We start from the raw sequence: 23904 nt of genomic DNA on the forward strand, positions 1-23904 counted from the left end.
CCTTCCGCCGCGTAGTATTAGTACTTACCGCTGGAGCCGGAGCCGCCGCCGGAGTGGCTGCTGCTGTCGCTGTCGCTGTCGCTGGAAATTTTCCGGCGGGTCTCAGTGGTGTGGGTATAGTGGTCATACTGCTCCGTCAGATTGAGTCCCTCGGCGGTCACATAGGCGTCCGCCTCCGCGCCCTGACGAACGGACTTCATTTTTGCCTTCAGCATCAGGCACACCAGCAGCGCCAACCCCAATCCGATGCCCAGTGCCAGAGGCAGCACCTTGATCAGCGGCTTGCGGACAGGATGTCCCTGGGCGGCCCGCTCAAAGAAGTCGGCGCAGGTGGACAGATAATCCTCATAGCCGCCTCGATAGTCGTCATCGGCAAAGTCGTCCAGAAAGGCGTCCTCCAACAGCGTTCGGGCATATTTGCCCACCATGCTGTTGGCATAACCGTCCCGGATGTACAGGCCGTAATCTCTGCCCCATGTGCTTTGCAGGAGCAGGATGCCGTCCCGGCCTTCTCCGATACCAAAGTCGTTTTCATTATAGATATTGGCCGCCGCGTCGTAGGGGTCGCTGCCGTAGTCCTCGTAGTCTTCCACGGTGACGATATACACGGCGCATCTATACCGCCATGAGATCTCATCGGCCAGCATCTCCAGTTCCAGCCACTCGTCCTCGTTCAGCAGGCCCGCCGTGTCGTAAATGAAGATGTCATCCTCGGTCTGCTCCGCCCACGCGGGAACCATCATCGTCAGCACCGCCAGCAGGGCCAGCAGACATGTCAGAATTCTTTTTTTCATCTCAGCCGCCCTCCTTACATCAGCATCAGTATTGCCGCCGCGATGGCACTCACCGGTGCGGCAATGGCGGCGAAGATGGCCCAGAACTTACCCATATCCGTAGGCAGATCGCCCACCAGCTTTCCGGTCTGTCCGTTCATGGCAAATAGGAAATCCTTGCCGTTCCACTTGGTGTGCAGCATCCAGACGGGCAGCAGGGCATAATGCACCTTGCCGCGGCGCAGCCGGATATCCTTGTCCTTGGTGATGCAGGCGTCGTACTGCGTAGTGGTGCGGCGCAGCGCGCCCTCCAGCGAGGCGGCGCAGCGTCCGTCCGCCCGCTCGCAGCTCTGTTCCACCGTTACATCGTACTTATCCGCCAGAAAACCCGGCAGATACGCCGTAGAGAAGGCACGCAGCTCCTTATAATCGTAAGGCTCGATAGAGTCCATGTGGTCGTCAGGCATCTTACTGGACGCGTCCACCGGTACCTTTTCAAAGGAAATGGAGCCGCCGCGGCGCACGTCATAGTGTTCCGTCTCGGTGATCTCGTAGTCGCCGCTTTCGTAGACGTGGGTGATATGACCCTCGTAGTCCACGGTGCCCTCTGCCTGTCCGTCAAATATCCAGAAGGGGACATACACGCCCTTGATCTCCTCAATATGATTGCCATTGGTGAACGCTTTTGGCAGCAGGGGCTTGCCCTTATAGTGGTTCTTCAGGGCGGCCACGGCGTCCTCCTTGCTGAGCTTGAAGGGCAGGACGAAGTCCGGCTTCAGCGCACCGCTGAACTGGCCCGGAACCACGGTGGGATTGCCGCAGTAGGGGCAGGACGTGGCGGCGGTGGAGGCGTCGCAGATCAGCTCCGCGCCGCAGCTGGGGCAGTTATAGGCCTTCATGCCGTCGGCCTCCGCGCCCCAGTCGCTGCTCAGGCTGGAGGTATCCCAGCCCTGAGACTCCATGTCCGCCATTTTCTGGCGGTTCTGTTCCGCCTTGGCGTTAGCCTGCTCCGTGGCGGCCACGGCCTTGGCCTCTTTCTCCGCGTACAGAGCTTCGATCTGCGCCACGTCATATTTCGCACCGCAGAAATCACATTCCAGCATACCGGAGGCGCCTGCAAAGTGCAGGGGGCCGGTACATGCCGGGCATTTATAGTTGGTAATTTGGGATGCCATGATTCTCTCCTTTCCGCTACGGGAGCGGCTTTGGCCGCTCCCGTGGAAAATGGCGTTCAGATAATACGGTCAGCCAGTGTCGATCAAAGACTGAGGTTATACGCGCCGGCAGCAATCAGCTTGCCGTTGTCGCCGAAGAACAGGGACAGGCAGCACGCGTCATCCTCGGCGGCGTACCAGGTGTATACACCGCGCTGGTACTCCTCTTCATACCGATACTCGGAGCAATCCACGCCGATATGCTCCTTCAGGTCCGCATAGGTCAGCTTCGACTGTGCATCACTTTCAGTGAAGTAGTTCAGACCGCCCAGATAGGTGAAGAATGTCTCGTTCAGCACTTCCAGCGTTGCTCTGTCAGAGGTCACGGTCTGTGTATCCGTGGATTTCATATCAATACCGGGCAGAGCGCCGCCCTTATCGCTGCTGCCGCCGCCACCGCAGGCAGTGAGGGACAGCGTCATCAACATGGCCAATACAAGTGCAATCGATTTTTTCATGATAGGTTTCCTTTCTTTTACATCGTCAGTTGTTATTCCGTCCAGCTATGGCAGGAAGGATCAGTGCAAAGGTGCGCCGCAGTTCTGGCAGAATTTCTCACCGTTGCTCTTCACGCCGCAGCTGGGGCAAAAAGCGGGAGCGGCAGCGGTCTGCTCCGGCTGCTGAGGGGCAGGCCGCTGGGGTGCCGTATACTGCTGGGGCTGCTGAGGAACAGGCTGCTGAGGGGCCGCATACTGCTGGGGCTGCTGGGGAGGCGCAGCATACTGAGACTGCTGGGGCTGCTGGTAGCCCTGTTGGGGCACGTTATACTGCGGCTGCTGGTAGCCCTGCTGAGGCGCGGCGCCATAGGGCCCCTGCTGGGGCTGCTGGGAATAGGGATTCTGATAGGGCTGCTGGGGCTGCTGGGAATAGCCGCCCTGCTGATAGGGATTGTTCTGATAGGGAGCCGCCTTGACAGGAACGCCCTGATATGTTTCTTTGCCGAAAGCCAGCAGGGGGATGAAGATGTAGGGCAGGAAAACCAGTCCCGCCGCAAAGCCGCCGCTCTTGCCGAATGCCCTGGCCAGCCGAACCTGTGTCTGGATGCCCAGAATGATGTTGTAGATGGGGATCAGCAGCAGCAGGAAGCGCATACCGCTGCCCCAGGTGATATCAAACAGCACATAGAGATTGTAGAAGGGAACAATGGCTGCCCAGCCGGGCTTACCGGCTTTCCGGAAAACGATCCACATGCACACCAGAACGAACACGCACAACACGAGAGAGATAATGGTGGGCAGCGGGTTAAAGGTAGGGGGACTGCTGTAAGTGTAATAATCGTAGTAATCGTTCATTGTTTTCTCCTTTCCTAACGCTATCACCGGCCGGCAGTATGCCTGCCGGCTGACGGTGATCTGTTGTTGTCACAGGGGCGTTCCCCGGTCCTGACAGAGGCTCTTGCCGCCGCGCTTCACGCCGCATAACGGGTAGTGATCCGCCTGCGTCTGAGGCTGCCGGGTAACGGTGCTCTTACTCCTCCTCTGCCGGAGCATATTCCCCGGACGTGCCTATAAGGAGCTCCCGCAGGAGCGTCCTCAGGGCGTCCTCATACTCGCCGTTGTATTCTGCCGTGAAGATCTCGTCCTCTCTCTGGCTGGTGATGTAGAGGTAGCTCTCCGCCCCGTCAAGGACCAGCACCCCCTCCGGCAAGGCCGTGGGCGGCTGATGCCAGTTCTCCCGCAGGCACGCCTCCACCTCCGCCCATTGCTCCGGCGTCAGGGGCGCGTCTGTGCGCTCTACCCTTTCTCGGCTGCCCTCGGTGTCAATGCACCATCCGGAGATGGTATACGCGCCGTCCGTCTCCTCCAGATCAAAGTGAAAGCAGTCGTCGTAGTTCGAGGCGCTCTGCGACCAGCGGATGCTCTTCAGCGTGTCGCCATCCCGAAAGGCGTTGGCGAACTCGTTCTCCATGCCGCCGCCGTCCATTATGCGGTCGGTGACAAAGTGCTTATAAAGACCCGAGATCGTGATACCCACCACAACACCCGCGATAAGAATGACGATCATCTTCTTCATGGCTTTAGGGGCGAGGCTGACCGCAGTTGGCGCAGAACTTGCCCTTGTTGACCGTTCCGCATGCGCACGTCCACTCACCGGCGGGGGCGGGCTTGGGCTGGCCGCATTCGGCGCAGAACTTGCCGGTGTTCACCGCGCCGCAGGCACATTTCCACTCGCCGGCGGGGGCGGGCTTGGGCTGGCCGCATTCGGCACAGAACTTGCCGGTGTTGCCGCTGTGGCCGCAGGAGCAGGTCCATCCGGCGGGAGCGGCAGGTGCGGGCTGCACCGCCTGCTGGGCCTGTTGCTGCTGGCCCATGGCAAACAGGTTCTGAGCGTTCATTCCGCCGGCCTGACCGGCCATTCCCATGCCCATAAAGGCCATAGCAGGGCCGGCAGCCGTGTTGGAGGCCGCCATCTTCATGGCATCGCCCTGACTGCCCACCAGATGGGCGGCGGCGCGGGTGGGATCCATGAAGGCCGCGTTCCGCTGCAGCTCCTTCAGCATCTTCTCATCTTCCTCGTCCGCCGTCACACTGGACACGCCGAAGGAAACGATCTCGATACCACGCAGGTCACGCCACTTTTTACTGAGGACCTCGTTCAGTGCGTCTGCCAGCTCCATGGTATGGCCGGGCAGCTGAGAGTAGCGGATGCCATCCTCGCCGATCTTGGCAAAGGCGGGCTGGAGGGCGGTCAGCAGCTCGGTTTTCAGCTGGCCGTCCAGCTTGTCTCGGGTATAGGCCTCCGCCACGTTGCCGCACACATTGGTATAGAACAGGGCGGGATTGCAGATGCGGTAGCTGTACTCGCCGAAGCAGCGAATGCCCACATCAATATCAATACCGGCGCGTTGATCCACCACGCGGAAGGGCACGGGATTGGCGGTGCCATACTTGTTTCCGATCAATTCCTTGGTGTTGAAGTAATAGACACGCTGATCCTTGGGAGCCTCACCGCCGAAGGTGAAGCGGTTGGCCATGTTGTTGAATACGTTTTTGATGCCTTCGCCCAGATCGCCCACGAAAATGGACGGTTCGGTGGACTGGTCATAGGTGTACTCGCCGGGCACGGCGCACATATCCACGATCTTGCCCTGATCCACGATGAGCATGCACTGGCCATCGGCCACCGCGATGACGCTGCCATTGGAGATGATGTTGTCGCCGCCCTTGGTGTTGCTGCTGCGGCCGGAGGTGCGCTTCTGACCCTTGACAGCCATCACGTTCTCGGGCAGTGCCTCGCAATAAAAGTATTCCTTCCACTGGTCAGCCAGTACGCCGCCCGCACTGCCCAATGCCGCTTTAATCAGTCCCATAGTTATGTAATCTCCTTTTCTCTGTATTTATTTCCGCCTATAATGGAAAACCGTTGCTATTCCTCGATCCACTGGCCGTCCGACCGCTCGCAGCTGACGAACCATACCATGGCTGAATCCTTCACATAGCGGTACAGCTCCAGATAGTTGTTGTCGACGACGGTCACGGTGTACTCCACGTTCTCCGGGCCACCCACCAGCTCCGCGTACCACTCCTCGTTGGCGCAGCCGTAGTACATGGGCCCCTTGTGGAACTCCACGTGCAGCCCATCCAGCTTTTCGTGGTTGCCATAGCTGTCGGTATATTCGTACCATGCGCCCATGCTCCATGTGCCGTGCCCGTCCTCGGTCACGCCGTCGGCGCTCATGAACGTCAGCGTCAGGGACATTTCCTCGTCCGCCAGCTTATACCGATCGCCCTCGATCTCGCCCTCCACGCCGGCCCACTCACCCTCCAGATACCGCCGGTACTTTTCCATGGTGTAGTCCGTGCTGCCGCCGGAGGGCTCCTCATCTCCGCCCACCGGGTCGGTCACATCCACCGGGTCGGTGTTGCCGCCGGGCAGGGGCGGTGTGTCTATCGTGGTGCTGCCGTTGTTCTCCGGCTGCCCGCGGGGGATGAACTCCACCTGACAGGCCGTCAGGCTCACCGCCAGCGCCAGAAGCAGCGCCAGCGGATACCACCGCCGCTTCACGGCTCAGGCCCAGGGGTCCTGGGCGGCCGGGATGCGGATGCCGCTGAGGGGACTGGAATACTCCCACAGGAACCATTCGCCGGTGGAGGGCTTCTGCCGCAGCTTGATGGGGCGGGGAGAGTCCGCGCCGGGTGTGGCGATGAACAGGCGCAGATAGCCCGGTTCAATATCCTGCGGACGGGGATCGGCCAGCACCTTCAGCACATAAGGCTGGGTAGGCACATAGCTGTTCTGAGGCGTGGCTCCGGCAAAATACGCCAGCGGCAGATATTCCTTGCCCCGCAGACGATCCCGCAGGAACTGGCTGTCATAGGGGGTCATAGGACGGGGCCCTCGCAGGAGGTTCATAGTCTCCACACCCTCGCTGGGGTTCTTCACATACAGGTGCAGGGCGCACAGGAAGCCCGCCACTACCTCCTCGGGTGTCCGCAGGGATAGATTCCGAAATTCCGCCAGCGAAGCGGGCAGTGCGTTCAATGTCACTTGCATATCTCGTCCTTCCTTTCTCTGATTTCCGTACCGTTCGTCAGCTGTCGCCTCTCACGCTGCTGGAGAAGGTAGCGGCCGTGTAGTACTCGTCGCCGTCACGCACCACGAAGTACAGCACGTAGTAGTCACCCTCGCCGTTGAACCAGCCGTAGGCGTGCTTTTCACTGTTCCAGCTCTTCTCATCCATGCCGGTATGGGGGATGCCGTCCTCGCCGCCAAGCATAGCCTTGATGTCGTCATAGGTCAATTTCGAGGATTTGGAGGAGCTCATGTCCCACAGCTCCTGACGCACCTTCTGCATGGTGGCCAGATCCGCCCGGCCGGTGGCATCGGGATTGGACTTGCCGTACTCGCCCTCGCCGTTGGAGGTGGTGCGCTCGAAGGGATAGTTCTCCGGCAGACCGCCGTTGTCGCCGCCGTCGGGGATGGCAGCGGCAGCGTCGCCGCTGCCGTTATCGGGGATCAGACTGGTGTCAATCTCAAAGGTGCTGGCGATCTCCATAAAGGTCATGCCGCGATAATACTCCACGGCGCTCTCCGGCATGGGGATGTAGTCCTCGTCTGTCCAGTTCTCGTCGTCCAAATGCCGCAGGTTGGCCAGCAGGCTGATAGAGCCGTCCACCAGGTCGGAATCCACCTCGCAGCTGACATACAGTGCGCCGGTCTCGTCCACGGACAGGATGCCGTCCTGCATCTCGCCGCCCATGAACGTACCCCGCAGCTCCAGACCGGTGTCGTCATCCGGCACGACGCGTGCATACGTGTCGATAAAGTTGAAATCGTTCTCTCCCTCCAGATACATGGCCAGCCAGACCTGACAGTCTCCGTCCCCGTCGAACACCAGCCGCGCCAGGATCTCATGGGCGGTATCGTTCAGCTCCTCGAATGCGCCGGTGGCGTCGGTGAGACCCGCCATGCCGTGCCAGTCGCCGCCGTATACCTCGGCAAAGTCATCCAAAGACATTTCATCCGCGCCGGTGTTCCCGCCTGTGCTGCCTCCGCTCTTACGGAACGTCAGCTGCAGGTCAAAGCCGAAGTAGTCATTCACCGTGATCAGGCCGTCCTTCAGCGTGCAGTTGCAGATCGCTCCGTCCCTGTCCAGCGTCAGGGCGCCGTCCTTATCCAGCTTCCAGTCGATGGTCGTCGGGTCACCGTCCAGCATAAAGCAGCCCGTACCGTCCTCTTTCAGTTCAATGTAGTTGTCACCCAGATCATACACCTCGTCCATGGGCACCCACTCATCGAAGGACAGGACCGTCTCACCGATGTACTTGCCCACGGCGGGGTTTGTCTTGCTGGCGCCCTTACCGCCGCAGGCCGCCAGCGTCAGCGCCATCACCAGCGCCAGAAGCAGCGCCGCAGGCTTTCTCAATCTTTTCATCATGTCTCCTCCTGTTTTTTTAGTGTTTCTGTGTTATCTTTACTCTACATTATATTGGCACGTCTCACTTGAGGCGGAGGCCGCATTCGGGACAGTAGGCGGGGAGTTTTTCGTTTGCCGGCTGCCAGCCGCATCGGCGGCAGGTCAGCGGCTTCTCCATGCCGCAGCTGGTACAGCAGCCGCCCTCATTCTCCGCATGGCAGGTGGGACAGCTCCACGCCGCGGGCGGCGGTGTTTGCGGCTCGTAAGAGAAGCTCACATCCTCCTCGCTGCACGCAGCGCCGTCTCTCGTCAGCCATTTCAAGCCGCTGTCGTCACTGTACCGGATGCGGAAAGCGTTTTCCTTGTGATTGAACGTCAGGCCGCTGAACGTCCCCGTCATGAGGATTCTCTTGTGCTCCTGCGTCAGCTTCACGCTTCCGGTTTGATACACCCACATATCGGACTCGAAATCCAGCTCGCCGTCCACAAACACCTGTATGCGGGAGCTCTCCAACGGGTCGCTGCTCTCCACCTCCATGACGATGCTGCCGTCCCGGCTCTGCCACTTCCCCGCAAAGGGGCTCTGATCCTCCGGCGTATACATCATGCCGGGGCCGTCCACCATACCGCCGGTTACAGGGCCGCGTTTTTTACCGCAGCCCAGCGTTCCGAAAAGCATCATGACCAGCAGCGCACCTCCTATCCAGCCCTTCCATTTCATAGGCAGCTCCTCCGCTTCAGCCGTGTTTTGTGAATGAGTTCTCTACCGGCTCGCCGCTCTCCTGTAAGAACGCCGCACAGTCCGTACACAGGTCAATATCCTCGCCCAGCAGGAAACACCGGTCACAAACCAGCCGTTTGCAAATGGGACACAGGCTGAAATGCTCCAGCGCCTCTGTGGCGGCCCACTCGAAGGCTTCCTCTCGCTCCCGCCGGTACAGCGCCTGAAAAATCACGCGCTTTCCTTCGCTCTCCGGCTGCATCCCCGCCTTGGAGAAGCACACCGGCTGACTTTCCCAAAGGGAGCCGCATACCGCACAGCGCAATGAAAACTGAAACCTTTCCATAGAGGATCTGTCCTCCATGGACGCTTTAATGATGCGGCGCATTCCAGTCCCTCCTTGCTTACGTCGCAGTTCTTTCCCGTACTCACGCTCAGCTATATACACACTTATATGTGGTTTTACGTAAAATTTCTATTACCCAAAGGGTGAATTTTGCCGGCAAACGTGAAAATCGCCCTTAGGCGTAGACAGAGTGCACAATCCAATGTGACTTGGATTGTGCACTCTGCTATCGTCTTTCTTATCTTTTCAGCAGCTCACCACTGCGGCCGCAGCTGGCGAACAGTTCAATATACACCTTCAGCTCATCGAACGAATCTACCTCCATCTTTCGGTACAGATTGCGGTTATGAGTCTTTACCGTGCTGGCGCTGATATGTGCCAGCTCAGGAATATCCTTGACGGTATAGCCGTCCATATAGTATTGCAGGATGGTACGTTCCATGCCGGTCAGCGTACCCGCCCTCTCCGCAAAGCCGCACAGCCGCGCCTCCACATCGGGCGGCAGCGCGCCCGCCGGCCGGGTGCGGATCATGGTCAGCAGCTCGTCGATCTCCGAAATACCGGAGGCCACCACCTCCGTTGTGCCGCCTCTGACCGCCGCAAGGCTCTCGTTGATGGGCTTGACGAAGCGGCGGGACAGCACGGTTGCGGCAACCAGCATTGCCAGCAAAAAGAATACCGATCCCAAAAACCATGCGATCTGCGAGTTGCGTTCATAGCTGCGGAAGGCGTTGGCTGTCACAAGCGTCACCACAGCAAGCGGAACGCCGTCCGAGGTGACGGCGTCCAGCAGCCGGTGCCGCCCCAGATAGGACTCCTTGCCATCGGAGTAGACGGTATAGTATTTCCCCGGCTTGATATGCAGCGTACCCTCGGCCGTCAGGCGCGTACCATTGGTAGCGCCCAGCATAGCCCCCGACAGATCGAGCTTGTCGCCGTCGATGGGCGCCAGCAGGGTCAGCATATTGCCATAGGCGCTGGACACGGTATCGTGGGAAAGGCTGAAATAGAGGTCGCTGATCTCCATGCCGCAAAATCCCCGCGCGGTGCCGCTGCCATCCAGGATCGGCACGCACAGAAGCGTCACATATTCCCATGTATCCAGCAGTTCTGTACGCTTTACCCACAGGCTGCCCTCCGCCGGACGCTCGACCTGACTGGCGGAAACCCTCTCGCTGCCGGGGATCAGCGCGGTATTCAGCTCCGGATTCCAGCGGTTGTGCATCTGAAGCCGTAACCCCCGCGCCGCTTCTGCCGCGCCGCGAAAGCAGACCGCATCCTGCTCCGAGGCCACCGTAGGCTGAAGCCCTGTATAGCGCAGATACAGTCCCGCCCTGAGCACGTCCGCGTTGGGCAGCTCTGTGTTGGCGGTCACATTCAGGCAGAAGAATATCCCGCTGCACGAGGCGGCGCTCAACGTACTGCTCAGCGGCGCGTACAGCCGTTTTTCCAGCTCCGCGATGGTGGCTGGGTCATCGTTGAGCGCGTCAAAGGGAATGCCCTTGGCCGCAAGGAAGGTGTCCAGCTCCCGTCCCAGCTTTTCCGATATGGCCACGCTGTGGGCTGTCAGCTCATCCATCTGCGCATCCAGTGCCGCATATGTATTTTTCTGCTGAATGTCGAGGGCGCTGGCCAGCTGCCGTGCAGGATGGGACAGCACGCCCGTGGCCATCAGGATAGACAGGATGGCCGCCACCAGCAGCAGCGCCATTATGAACCAATACAGCACCAGCCGCACAGCCATACTGCGGCTGGCTGCATACGAATTTTGAATCGCATTCCGAATCGATCGCATGTGCCTTCCTCTTTCACGTGCCGTAATCCAGCTTAAAACTCTCTAAAGTCTCCCAGATCAGGGCGTCCAGCGTATTGCCGCCCTCCAGATACTGTGTCCGCCCTGCCGTCAGCTTCAGCCGTGCCAGATTCTCAAACCGCGTCTCCAGATCCAGATAATTCTCCATCTGCGGCGGGTAGCAGAAGGTATACGCCTCCTGCATTTGCAGATATGTCTCATACAGCGACACATACAGCGGGTTGCTCAATTTTTCCACGGCATCGGGCAGATATTTCTCAAATGTCTCCTGCGTCACCGGCATGTAGCCCAGGCTGGTGACGAATTCCACGTTGCATGCCGGCTCGGTCAGCCATTTAAGGAACGTGATGCACGCCTGCTCCCGTTCCGGGGTAGACTTCACGGTACACATTCCCACGCCGCGCTGCATCACCAGCTTGTCGCCCCCTTCAAACACCGGGCAGGGCATGGAAGTGATCGTCACCTTTTCCGAGGTGTTGTCCGGATACGTCACCGTGTCGGAATAGTAAAGCACGCTGGCGGAAGATGCCACAGATACCACCACATCTCCGGTGCGAAGCGGTTCCGTGGCGTACCCGTCGTACAGCCACAAACCGCCCGTCAGACCTGCCCGGGCATACGGCTCCCAGGCCCGTTCGAATCCGGGACCAAACCTGACGCCGTCATTCTGAAAAAAGTCCTCGCCCAGAGACTCCACGCCCACCTGAAAATAATTGAAGTGGTAGTCGTGGACAAAGAAGCATTTGCCGGTATCCGCGGCGTACTGCTCTGCCAGCGCGTAAACGCCCTCCCATGTAGTCAAATCGTCATAGCTGGCGCCGGACTGGGCTGCCCACCGGTCAAACAGCGTCCGGTTGACAAACAGCACCTCCGTGGATTTGGCAAGGGGCAAAATCGCCTGCCGCCCGCCGATCATCCCCTCCTCACGAAAGGCAGGGATAAACGCCGCCAGCTCCTCCTCGCTGAAATAATCCCGATAGTCCACCAATATGCTCTGATCCGGCAGAGCCAGCACCGTCTTGGGATAGGATACGAACATATCCGGCAGCGACGGTGCGCCCGGATCGCTGTTGGCGGCGGCCAGCACGCTTTTATGAATACTGCCGCTGTTGCTGACCAGCTCCACCTTCACGCGGATGTTCTGCTTTGCGCCCACGGTGCTGTTGAACCGCTCGATCAGGCCGTTCAGCGGGGAATCCACCTCGCCGCCATAGACGTGCCACAGCGTTACGGTCAGTGGTTCCGCTTCCTTTTCCTGCGTGCATCCTGTCACCAGCAGGAGCGCCAGCGCCAACAGGCACAAAACGATTCTTCTTTTCATGTTAGAGTCTCACCCTTTCGTGAAAAATACCGCGTAATAAGGTGTCCCGGCTGCCTGCGCCGTCAAAGCGTACCCGGCGCACCATCTCTGCAGGCGGCAGGGCGAAACGATCCCTGCCGCCTGCGGAAGGCGAATTTTACCTCTCTCCTCTGCGCTTTTTGCCAACGACCCATCCGCTGCCGCTCAGCGCCAGCAGGGACAGCCCTGCATACAGCGCGATACCCGCATCGCCCGTCTTGGGAGATGTAGCGGTATTCTCCGCGCCGCCGTCCGGCTTGGTGTCCGGTCTGCCGTGCCGCGTGGGGATCTCTGTTTCATTGCGCTCAAAGCCGCAGACGGTGCACTCCTCGTGCTTCGATCCGGTTTCAGTGGCGGTGGCCGCCTTGTCTACCTTCCACACGAAGGTATGGGACGCCAGATCCTTTGTGCTGGCATACCGATCCGGGCAATCCTTGTCGGTACACTGATGCCAGTGGCTCTTCGCGTCCGCGTACCACGGGCCGCCATCGTAGGTATGCCGATGGTCTCCCACATACGGCTTCACTTCGATGGACTGCCTGACCTTGATATTGCTGCTGCCGCTGCCATCGTCATACTGGATCGTCACATCCGCCTGCCCCTGAACGAGCTTATCCCCGCGGAATATGATATAGTTGGTAATGGGTTCGCTGGTGCCATCTTCGTAAACCGCAGTGACCACCATGCCCTTCGGGTCGAACTTGTCGCCGGCGTTGTACACGGTCTTGGCAGGCGGTGTTGTGATCTCAATGTGATCCACCTTCTTGACGACCTCCGGTTTGCCAAGGCCGTGGACCACCCGATAATCTTCGTTCTTCGGAGAATCATCCCACGTCGTTTCAAAGGCGTCCGCTTTCACTCCGTTTACGGTCACGTTCTCCTTTTTAAGCTCGTCGTAATTGCACCCCGAAATCTCATTAAAATAAATCTCTACTCGATATTCTGTATCCGCCTTGAAGGTTTCGGTCAGAGGTGCGGGCGTCCATTCACCCGCCAAGTTCTTTTCCATAAATCGGAAGTAGCTAAGCGCAATACCGGGTTCTGTCGTTGTAACCTTGGCATCTTTTACATTTGCGCCCGCCTTATATCCGGTCACCGTGATCGGCAGTGTGGTCACATTTGTCTCGCTCGCTGGTTTATAGGTGTTGTATACCTTGAATTCGGTGCTTTTTCCGTTGCCATACACGTCCTGCGGGCCGCTTTCGTTGCTGCCGCCCGTATAAGAAATGCTGTACCATACATACTCCCCGATTGGATCGCCGGGTACATCCTGCTTCACGATATATTTGCCCTCCTCGACCGGTACGGTGCTTGTTCCTTTTCCGTCTGCTCCGACGTTGACAGTCGTCGTATCATAAACATAGTATTGTGGAGTCACTGCATTTATGGCCTTCTTGATTTGGAATGTAAAGGTCGTGCCTGCCGCGCTGACGCTCGTAGGCAGTCCGTTCACCTCCACGGTGATTATTACCTTACATGTTTTACTCTCTTCCGCTCGCGCCGTGGCGGGCGCCAGACACAGCACCATACAAAGGACCAATATCATGCTGAGCCACTGCTTTTTCATGATTTCTGCCTCCTAAACAATTTTATCCGTTAAACGCGGCAAGGGCCGCGTCTGCCCGGCGGATCCACTCGGTGCGGTCGCCGTAGACCGCCGCGTCCAGCGAATTGATGGCGGCGGCCGCCTTCTCCCCGGCGTCCTCCTCGCCCCGCATGGCGGCGCTGAGACCCGAGGCCATATCCTTGATGGCGGTCATCTGCTGCTTCCACGTGTTGGCGGCGTTGCCCAGCGTTTTCTGCACGCCGAAGAGCGTATCGAAATACTTGCTGAGCTTTTCATACTCCTTGAAGTTGTTCACCTCGAGGTTAAAGGCGTTCATGCCCGCGGTGTTGATAAAGACCATCCGCACCGTTGACTTTTTCTCGGTTTTGTCGCCGTTTTTCACCATCTGCTCCTCATACTTATAGTTCCGCAGATCGGCGATGCGGTACACGCAGGCCCGTGTGGTCTTGCCGAATATCAGGATCTTGTAGTCCACCTGTGTAAAGGCCACCAGCCCGATGTCCTCCGCCACATACAGGTTTGCGCCGAAGCGTGTCAGCTTCTGGTTCTTATCCTTTGTCTTCAGACGGGGCACAAAGTAGTGATCCCACAGCTTCGTCCCCCGCGCCACCTGATCCAGATGCGCCTTCACGCCGGGCAGATTGCCATGTACATAGTCGTACACCTTGAAGCCCCTGCTCCTGCAATTCTTACGGCAGATGCAATTGCCGTCCGCCAGCTTCTGGGTCTGCATCAGGTTGATGTCCGCGCCGCAAATTCCACACTTGTTCGCCATAACATTTTCTCCTTTCCGTCGTTGCCCGATTCGGCAGGTTCCTGTAGCTGCTTATGAAATATCCCATTGCGGGCTCTTTCCTTCACATAGCATAGATCTGATCCATCAGGTACTCGGCAGGCATGGAGCCGTAGAAAAACTGATCGATCAGCCCGTCCTTCTTGGCGTCCCGGATGTCCTTTGCCGTCTGTCGTTCGGTGTTGGCATCCACCATCAGCGCGATCTTGCAGTTGGGGCACAGCGCCTTTACCTCGCCGCGCAGTCTCAGTCTTTCGCCGAGCTTCCACGGGGCATACCCTGTCACCTCCATCACAAGCACAAAGGGCTCGTATATCTGGCACAGCTCCACGGTGTCCCTTGGGGACTCTGCACGGATCACCTCGATATCGTAGTCAGAGCTTTTGAAAGCGGCCGCCACAACGTCGGCAAACAGATAATTCTGCATATCTATCACAATTTTACGCATTGTGCCATCCCTCTTCCCTTTCCTGTATATCCGACGGGTTTACCGCGTCCCATTCTATGCTGCTATTGTAGCATGGAAAAGCGGCCCTGTCTGTCCACGAAAGTGAGGACAGACAGGGCCGCTGATTGCGGATGATGCTGTGAATGCACGTATTCCTGTTCAGTTTTCTTCCGCCGTGCCGAACAGGCTCCCCGGCACCACCAGCCGCTTGCTGACAGCGGCAACCATCAGCCGGTTGCGGTTGAGGTATCCGGTTTTCTCCAGCATCCGGTTGATATAGGTGCGCACTGTGGATTCCGCCACGTTCATCCCCGCGGCGATCTCGGCGTTGGTCTGCCCCTCACAGAGCAGGCGCAGCGTCTCCAGTTCCTGATCGGACAGGCCGCAGGAAAGGGTGTTCCCCAGCTGCACTGCCGGCGTGCTGTCCGGCCAATAGCTCTTTCCGGAAAGCGTCCCCTCGATCACGCCAACAAGATCGCCGGAAGGGGAATCCTTATACCAGAAGCTGTCGGCGCCGATTTTTCTTGCCCGCGCCAGAAACCGCCCCTCCAGCATGGAGGTCACCATCACAATTTTGATCCGGGGATAGATCTTCTTGATCTCCTCAGCGGCGGTTAAGCCGTCCGAGTCGTTTTCGGTGCAGATATCCATTAAAATCAGGTCGATATGACTGTCGCCGCACCGCCGGAGCGCCGCATCAGCACGATTCAGCGTGCCCGCCACCCGGCAGTCTGCGCATTTTTCCACGCAGGAGCATAGATACATTCTGGCAAGCGCCTGATCCTCAACGATCAATATGTCTCTGACAGCCATTCGTTCCCCTCCTCCAAATTCTCCCGATTTGGTATTCCTATCACCAGCGCGAACTCCGGCAGACTCTGCACCGTCATGGTCCCGCCGATCCTTTCGATCCTGCGGCGCAGATTGGACAGACCGCCGCCCTCTGTGATGGTCTTTTCCGGCGGCTTTCCGTTATTTCGGATCAGGACGGTATATCTGTCGCCGTCCTCCCAGATGTTGGCGATCAGTTCGGTTGCCCGCGCGTACTGTATGGCGTTGCTCAGGCAGACCTGCATGGCGGCATACATCAGATCCGCCGCGCCTCCCGCCGGCTCTGTACCTCTTATTCTGATGGCCACGCCGCTGCTATCCGCGCTTTCATACAGCGCCTCCCTTGCCGGCAAGCGTTCTGCGTCACGAAAGACAATGCTTTTTTCCCATTCCCGCAGCACAACGTCTGCGTTGATGCCGCCAAGGTCTCCGGCCAGATATTGCTTCGTGACGGTAATACAGGCGGCAAGGCTGTCGTGCATGGCGGATTTGGCGGCAAGCTGTTCCCTCTCCCGCGCCACCGCCGCCACGTTTTCCGAGAGACGCCGCAGCTTTTCCGCGTCCTGTTCAAGCCTTCGGTTATCCTCGGCCAGCTGCTCCAGCGCCCGGTGCAGCGCCGTAACATCTGCGGCGGTCAGCTGTATATACGTCTCCCCATATCGGTCGGTCACGGCCGCCTTCTCAAATTTCCATACCAGCCCGTCCGGAAAGCGGTAGGTATTCTCCGTGCTGGCAATGGGCATTATGCCCTTTGGCGGAGAGGCCAGCGCCTTTTGAAGCTCCTCCAGATACTGCATATCGCTGTTCAGCAGATACTGGCTCAGCCGATACATCTGCCGGTTGCACAGCACGATGCCGCCCGAGCGGTCAAAAAAGCATACGGCGGTGGGCAGCCGGTCAAAGCTCTCCTTGATGGCGTTAAACCCGAAGCGTCTCAGCTTATGCATCCTCCCGCCCCCTTATCCCTGTGCGGATCAGCCACAAGCCGTCCTCCTGCCGCACCGTCACCTCCAGGGAGGCGATCGCCGACAGATCGGCGGCGCACTCCACCGACAGATCCATCGCGCTGTCGGAAACGGAGATAAACAGCGAGTGCAGATCGTCTACCGTGGTCTCCGCGACGATTTCCAGCAGATCGAACAGACGCACGACCTCAGAGGCGCGCATCGGTTCCGTTGTGCGATAGATCACGCCGCACTCCGTGCCGCAGGCGGTCAAGGCTCGCACGGCTTCGTCGACCGTCAGCCGCAGCTCCTGCTGCGGCAGCCACTGGTACTCGCTGCTGAGGAAGTACAAATTGGCGCTGCGCTTGATGTAGGTGCCCAGCAGCAGCACCTTCTTCAGCAGGCTTCGTCTCTCGGCGGGTCCGGATCTCTCGCATTGGGCAAGCATCTGCCGCATCTGAGCTGTCTGCCTGCTGTGCTTTGCCTCCAGTTCATTGTATATGCGGTTCTTTTCCGTCAGCTCATGCAGACTTTTCTGCACAAGATAGGCGTCCTTCAGCTTCTTCTTGTTGCGCTCCATTTCCTCCTTGTTCGCATTCAGCCGGGTACGCAGCTCCGCCAGCTGGCGCACATTGTCCTGCCAAACGGCGTAGCCGCCGCTGATGGGCGCCGAGGAAATGCGCATACCATCGGGCCGAACGATCCGCTGCCCCTCCTGCGGACAGGTCATATCCTTACCTGCGGCACGGGAGCGCAGGACGATCCGGCCGCTGCGATCCGCAATACAGGCCGCCAGCGTTGAGGCCTCAAACAGTTCCACATATCCCGTGTTGGACGGTATCATACGGCAGCGGATACAGCTTTCATAGATGGCGGCATACAGCAGGCAGAACATCACGTTCATATCGCCGAACCACCACCGAACAGCCGGAATACCCGACAGATAGAGAATACCGTACAGGAGCATCGCACAGCCCAGCACAAACGGCGTTATCCGCTTTCCTTCACCACTTGGGATACGGCTCTTCCGGAACAGGCAGACAAGGGAAAAAGCCATACAGACCACCATCCAGCCAAGGCAGATAAAATACAGCGGGCGGTAGGAATATGTGCCGGAAACCGGCAAGCCGGGGACGCCGCTTTTGAAGGCAAATACCTGCTGATGCAGGTCGTTGGTGATCACCAGCAGAAACAGTGCCGCAGGGATGATCGACAGCATACCGGTCCCTCGGCTCAGGCGGTAGTCCTCTGACTTTCCCATGGACAGGGCGATATACACACACAGCAGTGGGAGGAACAGCATCGGCAGATAGTAGAGATACCATATGTACCGCCCCGCCGCCAGACCGGTGACAAAGCTGTATTTCAGCGTCCGCAGTATGAGCCACAGCAGCATCAGCGCCGCCGTCAGCCGCAGGCAGTGCAGCGCCTGCCGCTGGATAATGCGCCGGTCAAGGGAAACGCCCCACAGGGTAAAAAGCAGCAGATAGAGCGCTGTCCGGATATGGTTCACGGCGGGGCCGCCGATGTCGAATTTCGCCAGCATCCGACAGGCATAGGCTACGGCGATTGCCGCAAACACGAAGACCGTCGGCAGCAGATGCTTGGTGGTCGCTTTCAAGAGGCAAGGCCCTCGCTTTCTTCAGGCTGTATCCGCAGACACATTTTAATATATAGCATAAAACGCCGCCCGCCGCAACTCTTTCCTGACGGACGGGAAAGGAAGCGGAGGACGCTCCTGAGAGCGTCCTCCCGCAGCAGGCCCGTCAAGATATCCTTTATGGCAGCGGGAGGCTCGCTCCTTACGCAGGAGGCGGGGCATCATGACGCAGAGGCGAACTCATAGCTCACCCTTTTCCTTCCGCGCCATAAGCCAGACTGCCATGTCCCGCAAAGTCTCCTCCATGGGGCGCGGCTGATACGCGAAGCGTTCCGATGCGGCGGCATGGCTGAATTGCCCGTTTGAGGCGAGGACGGCAACGGAATAGGGGGTGAAAAACAGCGGCTTTCGATCCTTCAGACTCCGGCGTTCGCAGTATGGCGCTGCCAACCTTGCAAGGCCCAATGGCAGACAGACGGGGCGATATTTCAGCTTTGCGGCCTTTCCGACAAGCTGAAGCATCTTACGGATCGTAATGTAGTGGCCGGACAGGATGTAGCCCTTGCCGGGCTCTCCGCTTTCGGAACAGGCCAGAATGCCTTTTGCAACGTCCCGCACATCCACGAAGTCATACCCGCCGCGAACGGCAAAGGGCAGCCTTCCGGCCAGGAAAGACCTTACCATAGAAGTAAAACTCCCTCCCTGTACGTCACCCGGTCCGATGATGCCGGAGGGAAAGACAATGCCGGCATTCAGCCCACGCTCCGCCGCGTCAAAGACCAGTTCGGTTGCGGCCGCCTTGCTCTTTGCGTAATCGCCGTCTACAAGACCCGGAGAGAAGTCAGCGCTTTCCGTGATAACGCAGTCCTCCGGTTTTTCCGGTATGGCATGGACGGAGCTGACATAAATGAATCTTCCCACATCGTGCTCCATGCATTGCCGGAGGATCCTCCATGTGCCGCCCACATTGACCTGATAGAGCTTCGGGCCGGGTCTGGACGCGACGGAGATAATGCCTGCGCAGTGGATCACACAGGTACGGCTGTCGGCGTCCGCAAAGAAGTCCGCAAGAGAGCTTTTATCACACACATCGCCGGCGACGGTACGAACTTCCTTTGGGAGCAGGCTGATATAGGGGTCGTTATGCAGCACAAGCGCACGCACCTGAGCATCGTGGCGTACCAGCTCCGCCGCAACGGCTCTGCCGAGGAAGCCGGTAGCGCCTGTAATTAGGTATTTATCAAACATTCAAAAAGCCTCCTCTCAAAATAATTGCACAAGTGTTGATTATCTTTCACAAGCATAGTATACTTGAAGTGGAAAACAGAAACAATCAGCACTTACTGTACAGCTGAAATTAAATCAACACATCCCGCCGGTGTGTTGAGGAACGTGATGATCTTTTTGAGGGAGATTTCCGGATGGCGAAACTGGATGCGAGGAAACGCTATACACAGATGATACTCAAGCAGTCTTTTTTGAAGCTGCTGAAGGAGAAACCGGTCAATAAAATCACAGTAAAGGAGCTCTGCGAACTATCCCAGATCAACCGGGCTACTTTCTATACCCATTACAGCGACTGCTTTGCACTGCTGGAGAGCATTGAGAATGAGCTCATTGATGAGTTTGAGAAATCCCTCCGATATGTTAATTCCTTTGATGTGGCGGCTCTGATCGAAGCCCTCTATGCCATGGTCGATCAAAATCAGGAAGCCTGCCGGACACTCATTCTGGGGAATACCAGTTCGGCTGTCATTGCGAAAATGATCGCTCTGGCAAAACCGGGCAGCCTCGCTTATTGGCACAGGGAATTGCCGAAGGCCAGTGAAACCGAGTTGGAGATGATGTATACGCATCTTTCCAACGGGTTGATGCATGTTATTGTAGAGGGCTACGACAAGTACAGCAAGGAGGAGATGATCCGCTTCGTCAGTCAGGTAGCGAAGGTTAGTCTTTTGCTGTTCCGATAAAAGAAGGCGTGCAGGAAGAAAATCCTCAAGATCGCTTCATTCTGGACACGGAAAAGAGCGCAGCATCAGCTCAGCCGCCATCCGCCCGCTATGGAGCGCCTTTGTCTGGGCCTCGGAGGGCGAAATTAAAAAGGGAGGGCAACAAGCAAATGGTAAGAACAGAATTCCGAGCAGTACTTTGTAATGATCCATACGAGATACAGCTCATGCAGAACCTCTATGATTCCGCCGTAAAGCAGTTGTCGCTGAAATTTGAAATACTGAACAATGAGTTCAAGGTGCTCTATGCGAGGAACCCCATCCACCACATTGAAGGACGCGTAAAGTCTGTGGAAAGCCTTGCGGCCAAGCTGCTGAATAAAGGGCTGCCGCTGACCATTGAGGCAGCGCGGGAGCACATCAATGATATCGCCGGTGTCAGGGTAGTGTGCAGTTATATCGACGATGTGTACCGGGTGGCGGAGATGCTGGAGCTGCAAAAGGATGTCAAGATCATCAAAAGGCAAGACTATATCCGCACACCAAACTATAACGGATACCGCTCATTACATCTGGATATCCGGGTACCGGTGTATCTGTCAGACAGGACGGAGCTGGTAACTGCGGAAATTCAGATCCGTACGATCGCTATGGACTTTTGGGCCAGTTTAGAGCACGATATCCGGTATAAGGTTGATAAGACAAAGCTGCCGGAGGGCATCAACGAGGAGATGCTTGCATGCGCGGGCAAGATCGCCGAAATTGACCGGCAGATGCAGGAGATGTATCGGAGGATCAAATCCGCGCAGGGAAATACGGATTGTTAGGGGATATCAGATCCTTCATAAGCGGCATATTCAAAAGGCGCTGCGCCTTTTCACCGCAGTACGGGGCGTGATGATATCCGGGAGCACCGCCTTTAACGGCGGCCGCTCCGCCAGAAGCAGAAACAGGGATAACATATCCGGATAAAAGCATATGGAAAAGAGAGGGAGTGCATCTGCACTCCCTCTCTTTTCCGGCTCATATCAGCATCTTTTCCAGAAAGCGATTTCTCCTGACATTATTCCGCCGCATAGATGACCGGATCAAGTATCCCGGTTTGCACATAGTATTTGGGACATTTGACATGCGCAATGTGCGAAGCGTCTACATATACGCCCGAAATCGCGCATAAAGTGAACCATCAAACGCTCCGGGAAGAGGGACAGCGATGGAAGTATTTCTGATTTTTCCCAAATCACCGCAGGCAAAGCAGGAGCTTGCACGGGAGCTGGCAAAGTTCCAGTCCGGTCAGGTGCTGAAAAATGTCCGGAAGCTGCCCTGCTCCACGGAGCAGAAGCTGGAACTGGTAGACGCAGCCGTGAAGCACCTGAAAGCGCAGAAGTAATACATAGACCATTTTGCCCCAAAAAGGTTCATGGCTTTTCCGCCACCTCAACCGCCATTTGTTCCGCTGCGATAGTATCGCATTTTCGATGCACCGGCTCGCATACGTAGCCAACCGGATACCCTTGTCGGCGCGGAACGTGTTCACCGCCTTGATGAGCCCGATGGTACCGATAGAGATCAGATCCTCCTGGTCATCCGCCTGGGTGTAGTACTTTTTGAAGATGCATTCTTGAAGGCTAATTTGCCTCGTTCATAATAGGCTGAAGCCGTTTGCCCCAGCCGCAAATAGAGTTCTAAATGGATATGTTTGTCATCGCTGTCCTCACATACCACAGCGTGGTCGAGGATCGTGGCAACCACTTCTGATTGGATCGGCTCCTTGCAGTTCAGATCTGCCCATAATGCCTTTTCCAGCGCAGCCGTGTCCGCGGCTGCGCTTTGCTTTTGCTGCTCCTGCTGCTGCAAGGAAATCGTTTGTGTTTGCAGTGCGGTGATCTGTTCATTGAAGCGGCTATTCCGCTTTTTGAACTCCTGCATGGTAATGGCGTCGGCCATACTCAGTTCCAGTAACTTTTCCTTCTTGTCCTCCAACTGCTGTATCTGCGCTTGTAGTCGGGAGATTTCCTTGGATTGGTCTACTATCTGCCTTGTATCCGTAACCGAATCCAACACCATGCGGATAATCTGTCTCTGGTGCTTTACCAGCTTCTGAAACTGCTCTGCCAAAATAGTATCCAGTTCCGTGGTGCGAATGGTAGGCAGGTCGCAGCCCGCTTTTCCGTGTTCACGGTACATCTTACATTTCCAAAACTCCGTTTCTCCCTCCTGCGTTTTGAAGGATTGCCGGTGAAAGGACGTTCCATGCTTTCCACAGATGATCTTGCCGCTGTAGGGATACCGGCTCTGATACCCCACACCATAGGCTTTCGAACGGGCGCTTCTCTGCTTAAAAAGGGCATTGGCCTTATCCCACACTTCTTCCGACACGATGGCCGGAATATTCGGGTCGGGATAGAACACCCATTCACTTTCGTCGAGGAACGCTGTCTTTTTCTTGCGGTAGTCCAACGATTGGGTCTTGTTGCCGCAATACCAGCCCTTATATTTGGGATTTTGCAGAATGTGTCCGATGGTGCTTGTGTTGAATACATTACCCTGCAAGCTGGTGTAACCACGGCGGGTCAGCTCCTGTGACAAGCTGCGCAGACCATATTGACCGGTGGCATAGAGTTCAAATATCTGCTTTACCGCCTCTGCCTGCTCCGGAACAATGGTCAGCTTACAGTCCTTCTTATCATAGCCCCACAAGCGATTATTACCCAGTACACGACCGTTCTTGATAGATTGACGAAAGCCGAATTTCAACCGTTCAGAGAGCTTGCGTACCTCATCCTGTGCCACACCTGCCATGACCACCAATCGGAACTCGCTATCGCTATCCAGTGTGTTGATGTTGTCATTCTGGAACAAGACGCCCACATTGTTCTCCAGCAGCTCCTGCGTATACTGGATGCTGTCCAGCGTATTGCGGGAGAAGCGAGAGATCTCCTTCGTGATGATGAAGTCAAACATCCCCCGCTGGGCGTCTGCGATCATCCGCAGGAAGCTGTCCCGCTTGTAGGTACTTGTGCCGGAAATGCCCTCGTCTATGTATCCGGGGATGTACGTCCAGTTGGGATTTTTCTGGATGAACTCTGTATAGTATTGAATTTGGTTTTCCAAACTGCCCTGCTGCTCCACCTTCTCGGTAGAAACGCGGGCATAGAAGGTCACGCGCAGCGGCAGGTCATAAATCGACTTGCCCAGCCGCATCTGCTCTCTCAACCATCGAACCGTCATCATGGGTATCGGCCTCCTCAACCATTATTTCTTCCATAGCTTCAGTATCGGAGGTAAAACGTCTTTTGTCAAAAAAACGGGAGTTGCAGGCAGAGACATACGTCTCCTCCGAAATCAACTCCCGCTTCCATAGACGCTTCAACAAAACCAAGGCAATATCACGATCAACTTCTGTCATAGGCAACTCCTCCTATTTATAGGATATGCGGGGATCAGGGTGATATACGTAATTGTGCCGTTTGGCTGTAAAGCCTTTTCGTAATCAGCAGGACATACTCCGGCTTCTCCTGCACCTGTTCCAACATATACACGGCAAAGTAAAACCCAGACAGCTTTCCGGATACACCCAGAAAACGCAGCAAACGTTCAGCGTCCAAAGGCACGCTCTTGTCAAGTTCCGAAACGTAGCAAACTAAAGGCGCTGATGTTCCCTCCTGTCCTGTGTATTTTGAAAGCAAACACTCGGTAATTCGCGGCG

Annotated in this window: 25 protein-coding genes and 1 pseudogene; 3 read left to right on the forward strand and 23 right to left on the reverse strand. The window is 57.1% G+C overall.

The window, feature by feature from the left end; translation table 11 throughout:
• Window positions 1-17: 17 nt before the first annotated feature.
• The 20 genes from ACZM22_RS03100 to ACZM22_RS03195 form a co-directional block, all read right to left on the reverse strand.
• Window positions 18-794 carry a TPM domain-containing protein gene (locus tag ACZM22_RS03100; RefSeq protein ID WP_489543065.1) on the reverse strand — a complete coding sequence of 259 codons (777 nt, stop codon included), beginning with the start codon at window positions 792-794 and terminating at the stop codon, window positions 18-20.
• A 14-nt stretch (window positions 795-808) separates the two neighbouring features.
• Window positions 809-1948: a hypothetical protein gene (locus ACZM22_RS03105; protein WP_489543066.1), complete on the reverse strand. Its 1140-nt coding sequence runs from the start codon at window positions 1946-1948 to the stop codon at window positions 809-811.
• Between the two features lie 83 nt (window positions 1949-2031).
• Window positions 2032-2445, reverse strand: a complete 414-nt coding sequence (locus ACZM22_RS03110) for a hypothetical protein (protein WP_484424697.1) — start codon at window positions 2443-2445, stop codon at window positions 2032-2034.
• Window positions 2446-2505: 60 nt separating this feature from the next.
• Window positions 2506-3279 (reverse strand): DUF5684 domain-containing protein, encoded by a 774-nt coding sequence (locus ACZM22_RS03115; protein ID WP_489543067.1) that lies wholly within the window; start codon window positions 3277-3279, stop codon window positions 2506-2508.
• Window positions 3280-3454: 175 nt separating this feature from the next.
• Window positions 3455-3991 carry a hypothetical protein gene (locus ACZM22_RS03120; protein WP_489543068.1) on the reverse strand — a complete coding sequence of 179 codons (537 nt, stop codon included), beginning with the start codon at window positions 3989-3991 and terminating at the stop codon, window positions 3455-3457.
• 13 nt (window positions 3992-4004) lie between these two features.
• Window positions 4005-5297 (reverse strand): SPFH domain-containing protein, encoded by a 1293-nt coding sequence (locus ACZM22_RS03125; RefSeq protein ID WP_489543069.1) that lies wholly within the window; start codon window positions 5295-5297, stop codon window positions 4005-4007.
• 56 nt (window positions 5298-5353) lie between these two features.
• Window positions 5354-5992: a hypothetical protein gene (locus ACZM22_RS03130; protein ID WP_489543070.1), complete on the reverse strand. Its 639-nt coding sequence runs from the start codon at window positions 5990-5992 to the stop codon at window positions 5354-5356.
• 3 nt (window positions 5993-5995) lie between these two features.
• The gene (locus tag ACZM22_RS03135) at window positions 5996-6481 is read right to left on the reverse strand and encodes a DUF6935 domain-containing protein (RefSeq protein ID WP_489543071.1); all 486 of its coding nucleotides are present in this window, start codon (window positions 6479-6481) and stop codon (window positions 5996-5998) included.
• 37 nt (window positions 6482-6518) lie between these two features.
• The gene (locus tag ACZM22_RS03140; protein WP_489543072.1) at window positions 6519-7862 is read right to left on the reverse strand and encodes a hypothetical protein; all 1344 of its coding nucleotides are present in this window, start codon (window positions 7860-7862) and stop codon (window positions 6519-6521) included.
• A gap of 64 nt (window positions 7863-7926) precedes the next feature.
• Complete coding sequence (locus tag ACZM22_RS03145) at window positions 7927-8565, reverse strand: hypothetical protein (protein WP_489543073.1); 639 nt, start codon at window positions 8563-8565, stop codon at window positions 7927-7929.
• A gap of 16 nt (window positions 8566-8581) precedes the next feature.
• The gene (locus ACZM22_RS03150; protein ID WP_489543074.1) at window positions 8582-8953 is read right to left on the reverse strand and encodes a hypothetical protein; all 372 of its coding nucleotides are present in this window, start codon (window positions 8951-8953) and stop codon (window positions 8582-8584) included.
• 196 nt (window positions 8954-9149) lie between these two features.
• Window positions 9150-10706 carry a helix-turn-helix transcriptional regulator gene (locus ACZM22_RS03155; RefSeq protein WP_489543075.1) on the reverse strand — a complete coding sequence of 519 codons (1557 nt, stop codon included), beginning with the start codon at window positions 10704-10706 and terminating at the stop codon, window positions 9150-9152.
• A gap of 13 nt (window positions 10707-10719) precedes the next feature.
• Window positions 10720-12045 carry an ABC transporter substrate-binding protein gene (locus ACZM22_RS03160; protein WP_489543076.1) on the reverse strand — a complete coding sequence of 442 codons (1326 nt, stop codon included), beginning with the start codon at window positions 12043-12045 and terminating at the stop codon, window positions 10720-10722.
• 136 nt (window positions 12046-12181) lie between these two features.
• Window positions 12182-13630 carry a bacterial Ig-like domain-containing protein gene (locus ACZM22_RS03165; RefSeq protein ID WP_489543077.1) on the reverse strand — a complete coding sequence of 483 codons (1449 nt, stop codon included), beginning with the start codon at window positions 13628-13630 and terminating at the stop codon, window positions 12182-12184.
• Between the two features lie 22 nt (window positions 13631-13652).
• Window positions 13653-14405, reverse strand: a complete 753-nt coding sequence (locus ACZM22_RS03170; protein ID WP_489543078.1) for a hypothetical protein — start codon at window positions 14403-14405, stop codon at window positions 13653-13655.
• 82 nt (window positions 14406-14487) lie between these two features.
• Window positions 14488-14871, reverse strand: coding sequence for a hypothetical protein (locus ACZM22_RS03175; RefSeq protein WP_489543079.1), 384 nt, complete (start codon window positions 14869-14871; stop codon window positions 14488-14490).
• Between the two features lie 159 nt (window positions 14872-15030).
• Window positions 15031-15684, reverse strand: coding sequence for a response regulator (locus tag ACZM22_RS03180; protein ID WP_489543080.1), 654 nt, complete (start codon window positions 15682-15684; stop codon window positions 15031-15033).
• Window positions 15663-16649, reverse strand: a complete 987-nt coding sequence (locus tag ACZM22_RS03185) for a sensor histidine kinase (protein ID WP_489543081.1) — start codon at window positions 16647-16649, stop codon at window positions 15663-15665. The genes ACZM22_RS03180 and ACZM22_RS03185 overlap by 22 nt, the downstream gene beginning before the upstream one ends.
• Window positions 16642-18267: a histidine kinase N-terminal 7TM domain-containing protein gene (locus tag ACZM22_RS03190; protein WP_489543082.1), complete on the reverse strand. Its 1626-nt coding sequence runs from the start codon at window positions 18265-18267 to the stop codon at window positions 16642-16644. The genes ACZM22_RS03185 and ACZM22_RS03190 overlap by 8 nt, the downstream gene beginning before the upstream one ends.
• A gap of 219 nt (window positions 18268-18486) precedes the next feature.
• Complete coding sequence (locus ACZM22_RS03195) at window positions 18487-19494, reverse strand: SDR family NAD(P)-dependent oxidoreductase (RefSeq protein ID WP_489543083.1); 1008 nt, start codon at window positions 19492-19494, stop codon at window positions 18487-18489.
• Between the two features lie 173 nt (window positions 19495-19667).
• Between ACZM22_RS03195 and ACZM22_RS03200 the strand changes: the two genes are divergently transcribed.
• The 3 genes from ACZM22_RS03200 to ACZM22_RS03210 all read left to right on the forward strand — a co-directional run bounded on the left by ACZM22_RS03200 (window position 19668) and on the right by ACZM22_RS03210 (window position 21585).
• Entirely contained in the window at window positions 19668-20216 is a 549-nt protein-coding gene (locus ACZM22_RS03200) for a TetR/AcrR family transcriptional regulator (protein ID WP_484429798.1), read from the forward strand.
• 206 nt (window positions 20217-20422) lie between these two features.
• The gene (locus ACZM22_RS03205) at window positions 20423-21022 is read left to right on the forward strand and encodes a GTP pyrophosphokinase (RefSeq protein ID WP_484437978.1); all 600 of its coding nucleotides are present in this window, start codon (window positions 20423-20425) and stop codon (window positions 21020-21022) included.
• A 386-nt stretch (window positions 21023-21408) separates the two neighbouring features.
• A complete protein-coding gene (locus ACZM22_RS03210) occupies window positions 21409-21585 on the forward strand; it encodes a hypothetical protein (protein WP_483267991.1) in 177 nt (58 codons plus the stop codon).
• Between the two features lie 72 nt (window positions 21586-21657).
• Here the strand turns inward: ACZM22_RS03210 and ACZM22_RS03215 are convergent.
• The 3 genes and pseudogenes from ACZM22_RS03215 to ACZM22_RS03225 all read right to left on the reverse strand — a co-directional run.
• Window positions 21658-21810: pseudogene (locus tag ACZM22_RS03215) on the reverse strand (sigma factor); the annotation flags it as partial.
• Complete coding sequence (locus ACZM22_RS03220; protein WP_489543084.1) at window positions 21765-23429, reverse strand: recombinase family protein; 1665 nt, start codon at window positions 23427-23429, stop codon at window positions 21765-21767. The gene ACZM22_RS03220 and the pseudogene ACZM22_RS03215, both read right to left, overlap by 46 nt.
• Entirely contained in the window at window positions 23374-23604 is a 231-nt protein-coding gene (locus ACZM22_RS03225; protein ID WP_489543085.1) for a hypothetical protein, read from the reverse strand. The genes ACZM22_RS03220 and ACZM22_RS03225 overlap by 56 nt, the downstream gene beginning before the upstream one ends.
• Between the last annotated feature and the right edge of the window lie 300 nt (window positions 23605-23904).

It is taken from the genome of Vescimonas sp. (assembly GCF_057856985.1).

Bases quoted from the DNA above. Each gene is read 5' to 3' on its own strand.
- ACZM22_RS03100 (WP_489543065.1), bottom strand. From the start codon at position 794: ATGAAAAAAAGAATTCTGACATGTCTGCTGGCCCTGCTGGCGGTGCTG.
- ACZM22_RS03105 (WP_489543066.1), bottom strand. From the start codon at position 1,948: ATGGCATCCCAAATTACCAACTATAAATGCCCGGCATGTACCGGCCCC.
- ACZM22_RS03110 (WP_484424697.1), bottom strand. From the start codon at position 2,445: ATGAAAAAATCGATTGCACTTGTATTGGCCATGTTGATGACGCTGTCC.
- ACZM22_RS03115 (WP_489543067.1), bottom strand. From the start codon at position 3,279: ATGAACGATTACTACGATTATTACACTTACAGCAGTCCCCCTACCTTT.
- ACZM22_RS03120 (WP_489543068.1), bottom strand. From the start codon at position 3,991: ATGATCGTCATTCTTATCGCGGGTGTTGTGGTGGGTATCACGATCTCG.
- ACZM22_RS03125 (WP_489543069.1), bottom strand. From the start codon at position 5,297: ATGGGACTGATTAAAGCGGCATTGGGCAGTGCGGGCGGCGTACTGGCT.
- ACZM22_RS03135 (WP_489543071.1), bottom strand. From the start codon at position 6,481: ATGCAAGTGACATTGAACGCACTGCCCGCTTCGCTGGCGGAATTTCGG.
- ACZM22_RS03140 (WP_489543072.1), bottom strand. From the start codon at position 7,862: ATGAAAAGATTGAGAAAGCCTGCGGCGCTGCTTCTGGCGCTGGTGATG.
- ACZM22_RS03145 (WP_489543073.1), bottom strand. From the start codon at position 8,565: ATGAAATGGAAGGGCTGGATAGGAGGTGCGCTGCTGGTCATGATGCTT.
- ACZM22_RS03150 (WP_489543074.1), bottom strand. From the start codon at position 8,953: ATGCGCCGCATCATTAAAGCGTCCATGGAGGACAGATCCTCTATGGAA.
- ACZM22_RS03155 (WP_489543075.1), bottom strand. From the start codon at position 10,706: ATGCGATCGATTCGGAATGCGATTCAAAATTCGTATGCAGCCAGCCGC.
- ACZM22_RS03160 (WP_489543076.1), bottom strand. From the start codon at position 12,045: ATGAAAAGAAGAATCGTTTTGTGCCTGTTGGCGCTGGCGCTCCTGCTG.
- ACZM22_RS03165 (WP_489543077.1), bottom strand. From the start codon at position 13,630: ATGAAAAAGCAGTGGCTCAGCATGATATTGGTCCTTTGTATGGTGCTG.
- ACZM22_RS03170 (WP_489543078.1), bottom strand. From the start codon at position 14,405: ATGGCGAACAAGTGTGGAATTTGCGGCGCGGACATCAACCTGATGCAG.
- ACZM22_RS03175 (WP_489543079.1), bottom strand. From the start codon at position 14,871: ATGCGTAAAATTGTGATAGATATGCAGAATTATCTGTTTGCCGACGTT.
- ACZM22_RS03180 (WP_489543080.1), bottom strand. From the start codon at position 15,684: ATGGCTGTCAGAGACATATTGATCGTTGAGGATCAGGCGCTTGCCAGA.
- ACZM22_RS03185 (WP_489543081.1), bottom strand. From the start codon at position 16,649: ATGCATAAGCTGAGACGCTTCGGGTTTAACGCCATCAAGGAGAGCTTT.
- ACZM22_RS03195 (WP_489543083.1), bottom strand. From the start codon at position 19,494: ATGTTTGATAAATACCTAATTACAGGCGCTACCGGCTTCCTCGGCAGA.
- ACZM22_RS03200 (WP_484429798.1), top strand. From the start codon at position 19,668: ATGGCGAAACTGGATGCGAGGAAACGCTATACACAGATGATACTCAAG.
- ACZM22_RS03205 (WP_484437978.1), top strand. From the start codon at position 20,423: ATGCAGAACCTCTATGATTCCGCCGTAAAGCAGTTGTCGCTGAAATTT.
- ACZM22_RS03210 (WP_483267991.1), top strand. From the start codon at position 21,409: ATGGAAGTATTTCTGATTTTTCCCAAATCACCGCAGGCAAAGCAGGAG.
- ACZM22_RS03220 (WP_489543084.1), bottom strand. From the start codon at position 23,429: ATGATGACGGTTCGATGGTTGAGAGAGCAGATGCGGCTGGGCAAGTCG.
- ACZM22_RS03225 (WP_489543085.1), bottom strand. From the start codon at position 23,604: ATGACAGAAGTTGATCGTGATATTGCCTTGGTTTTGTTGAAGCGTCTA.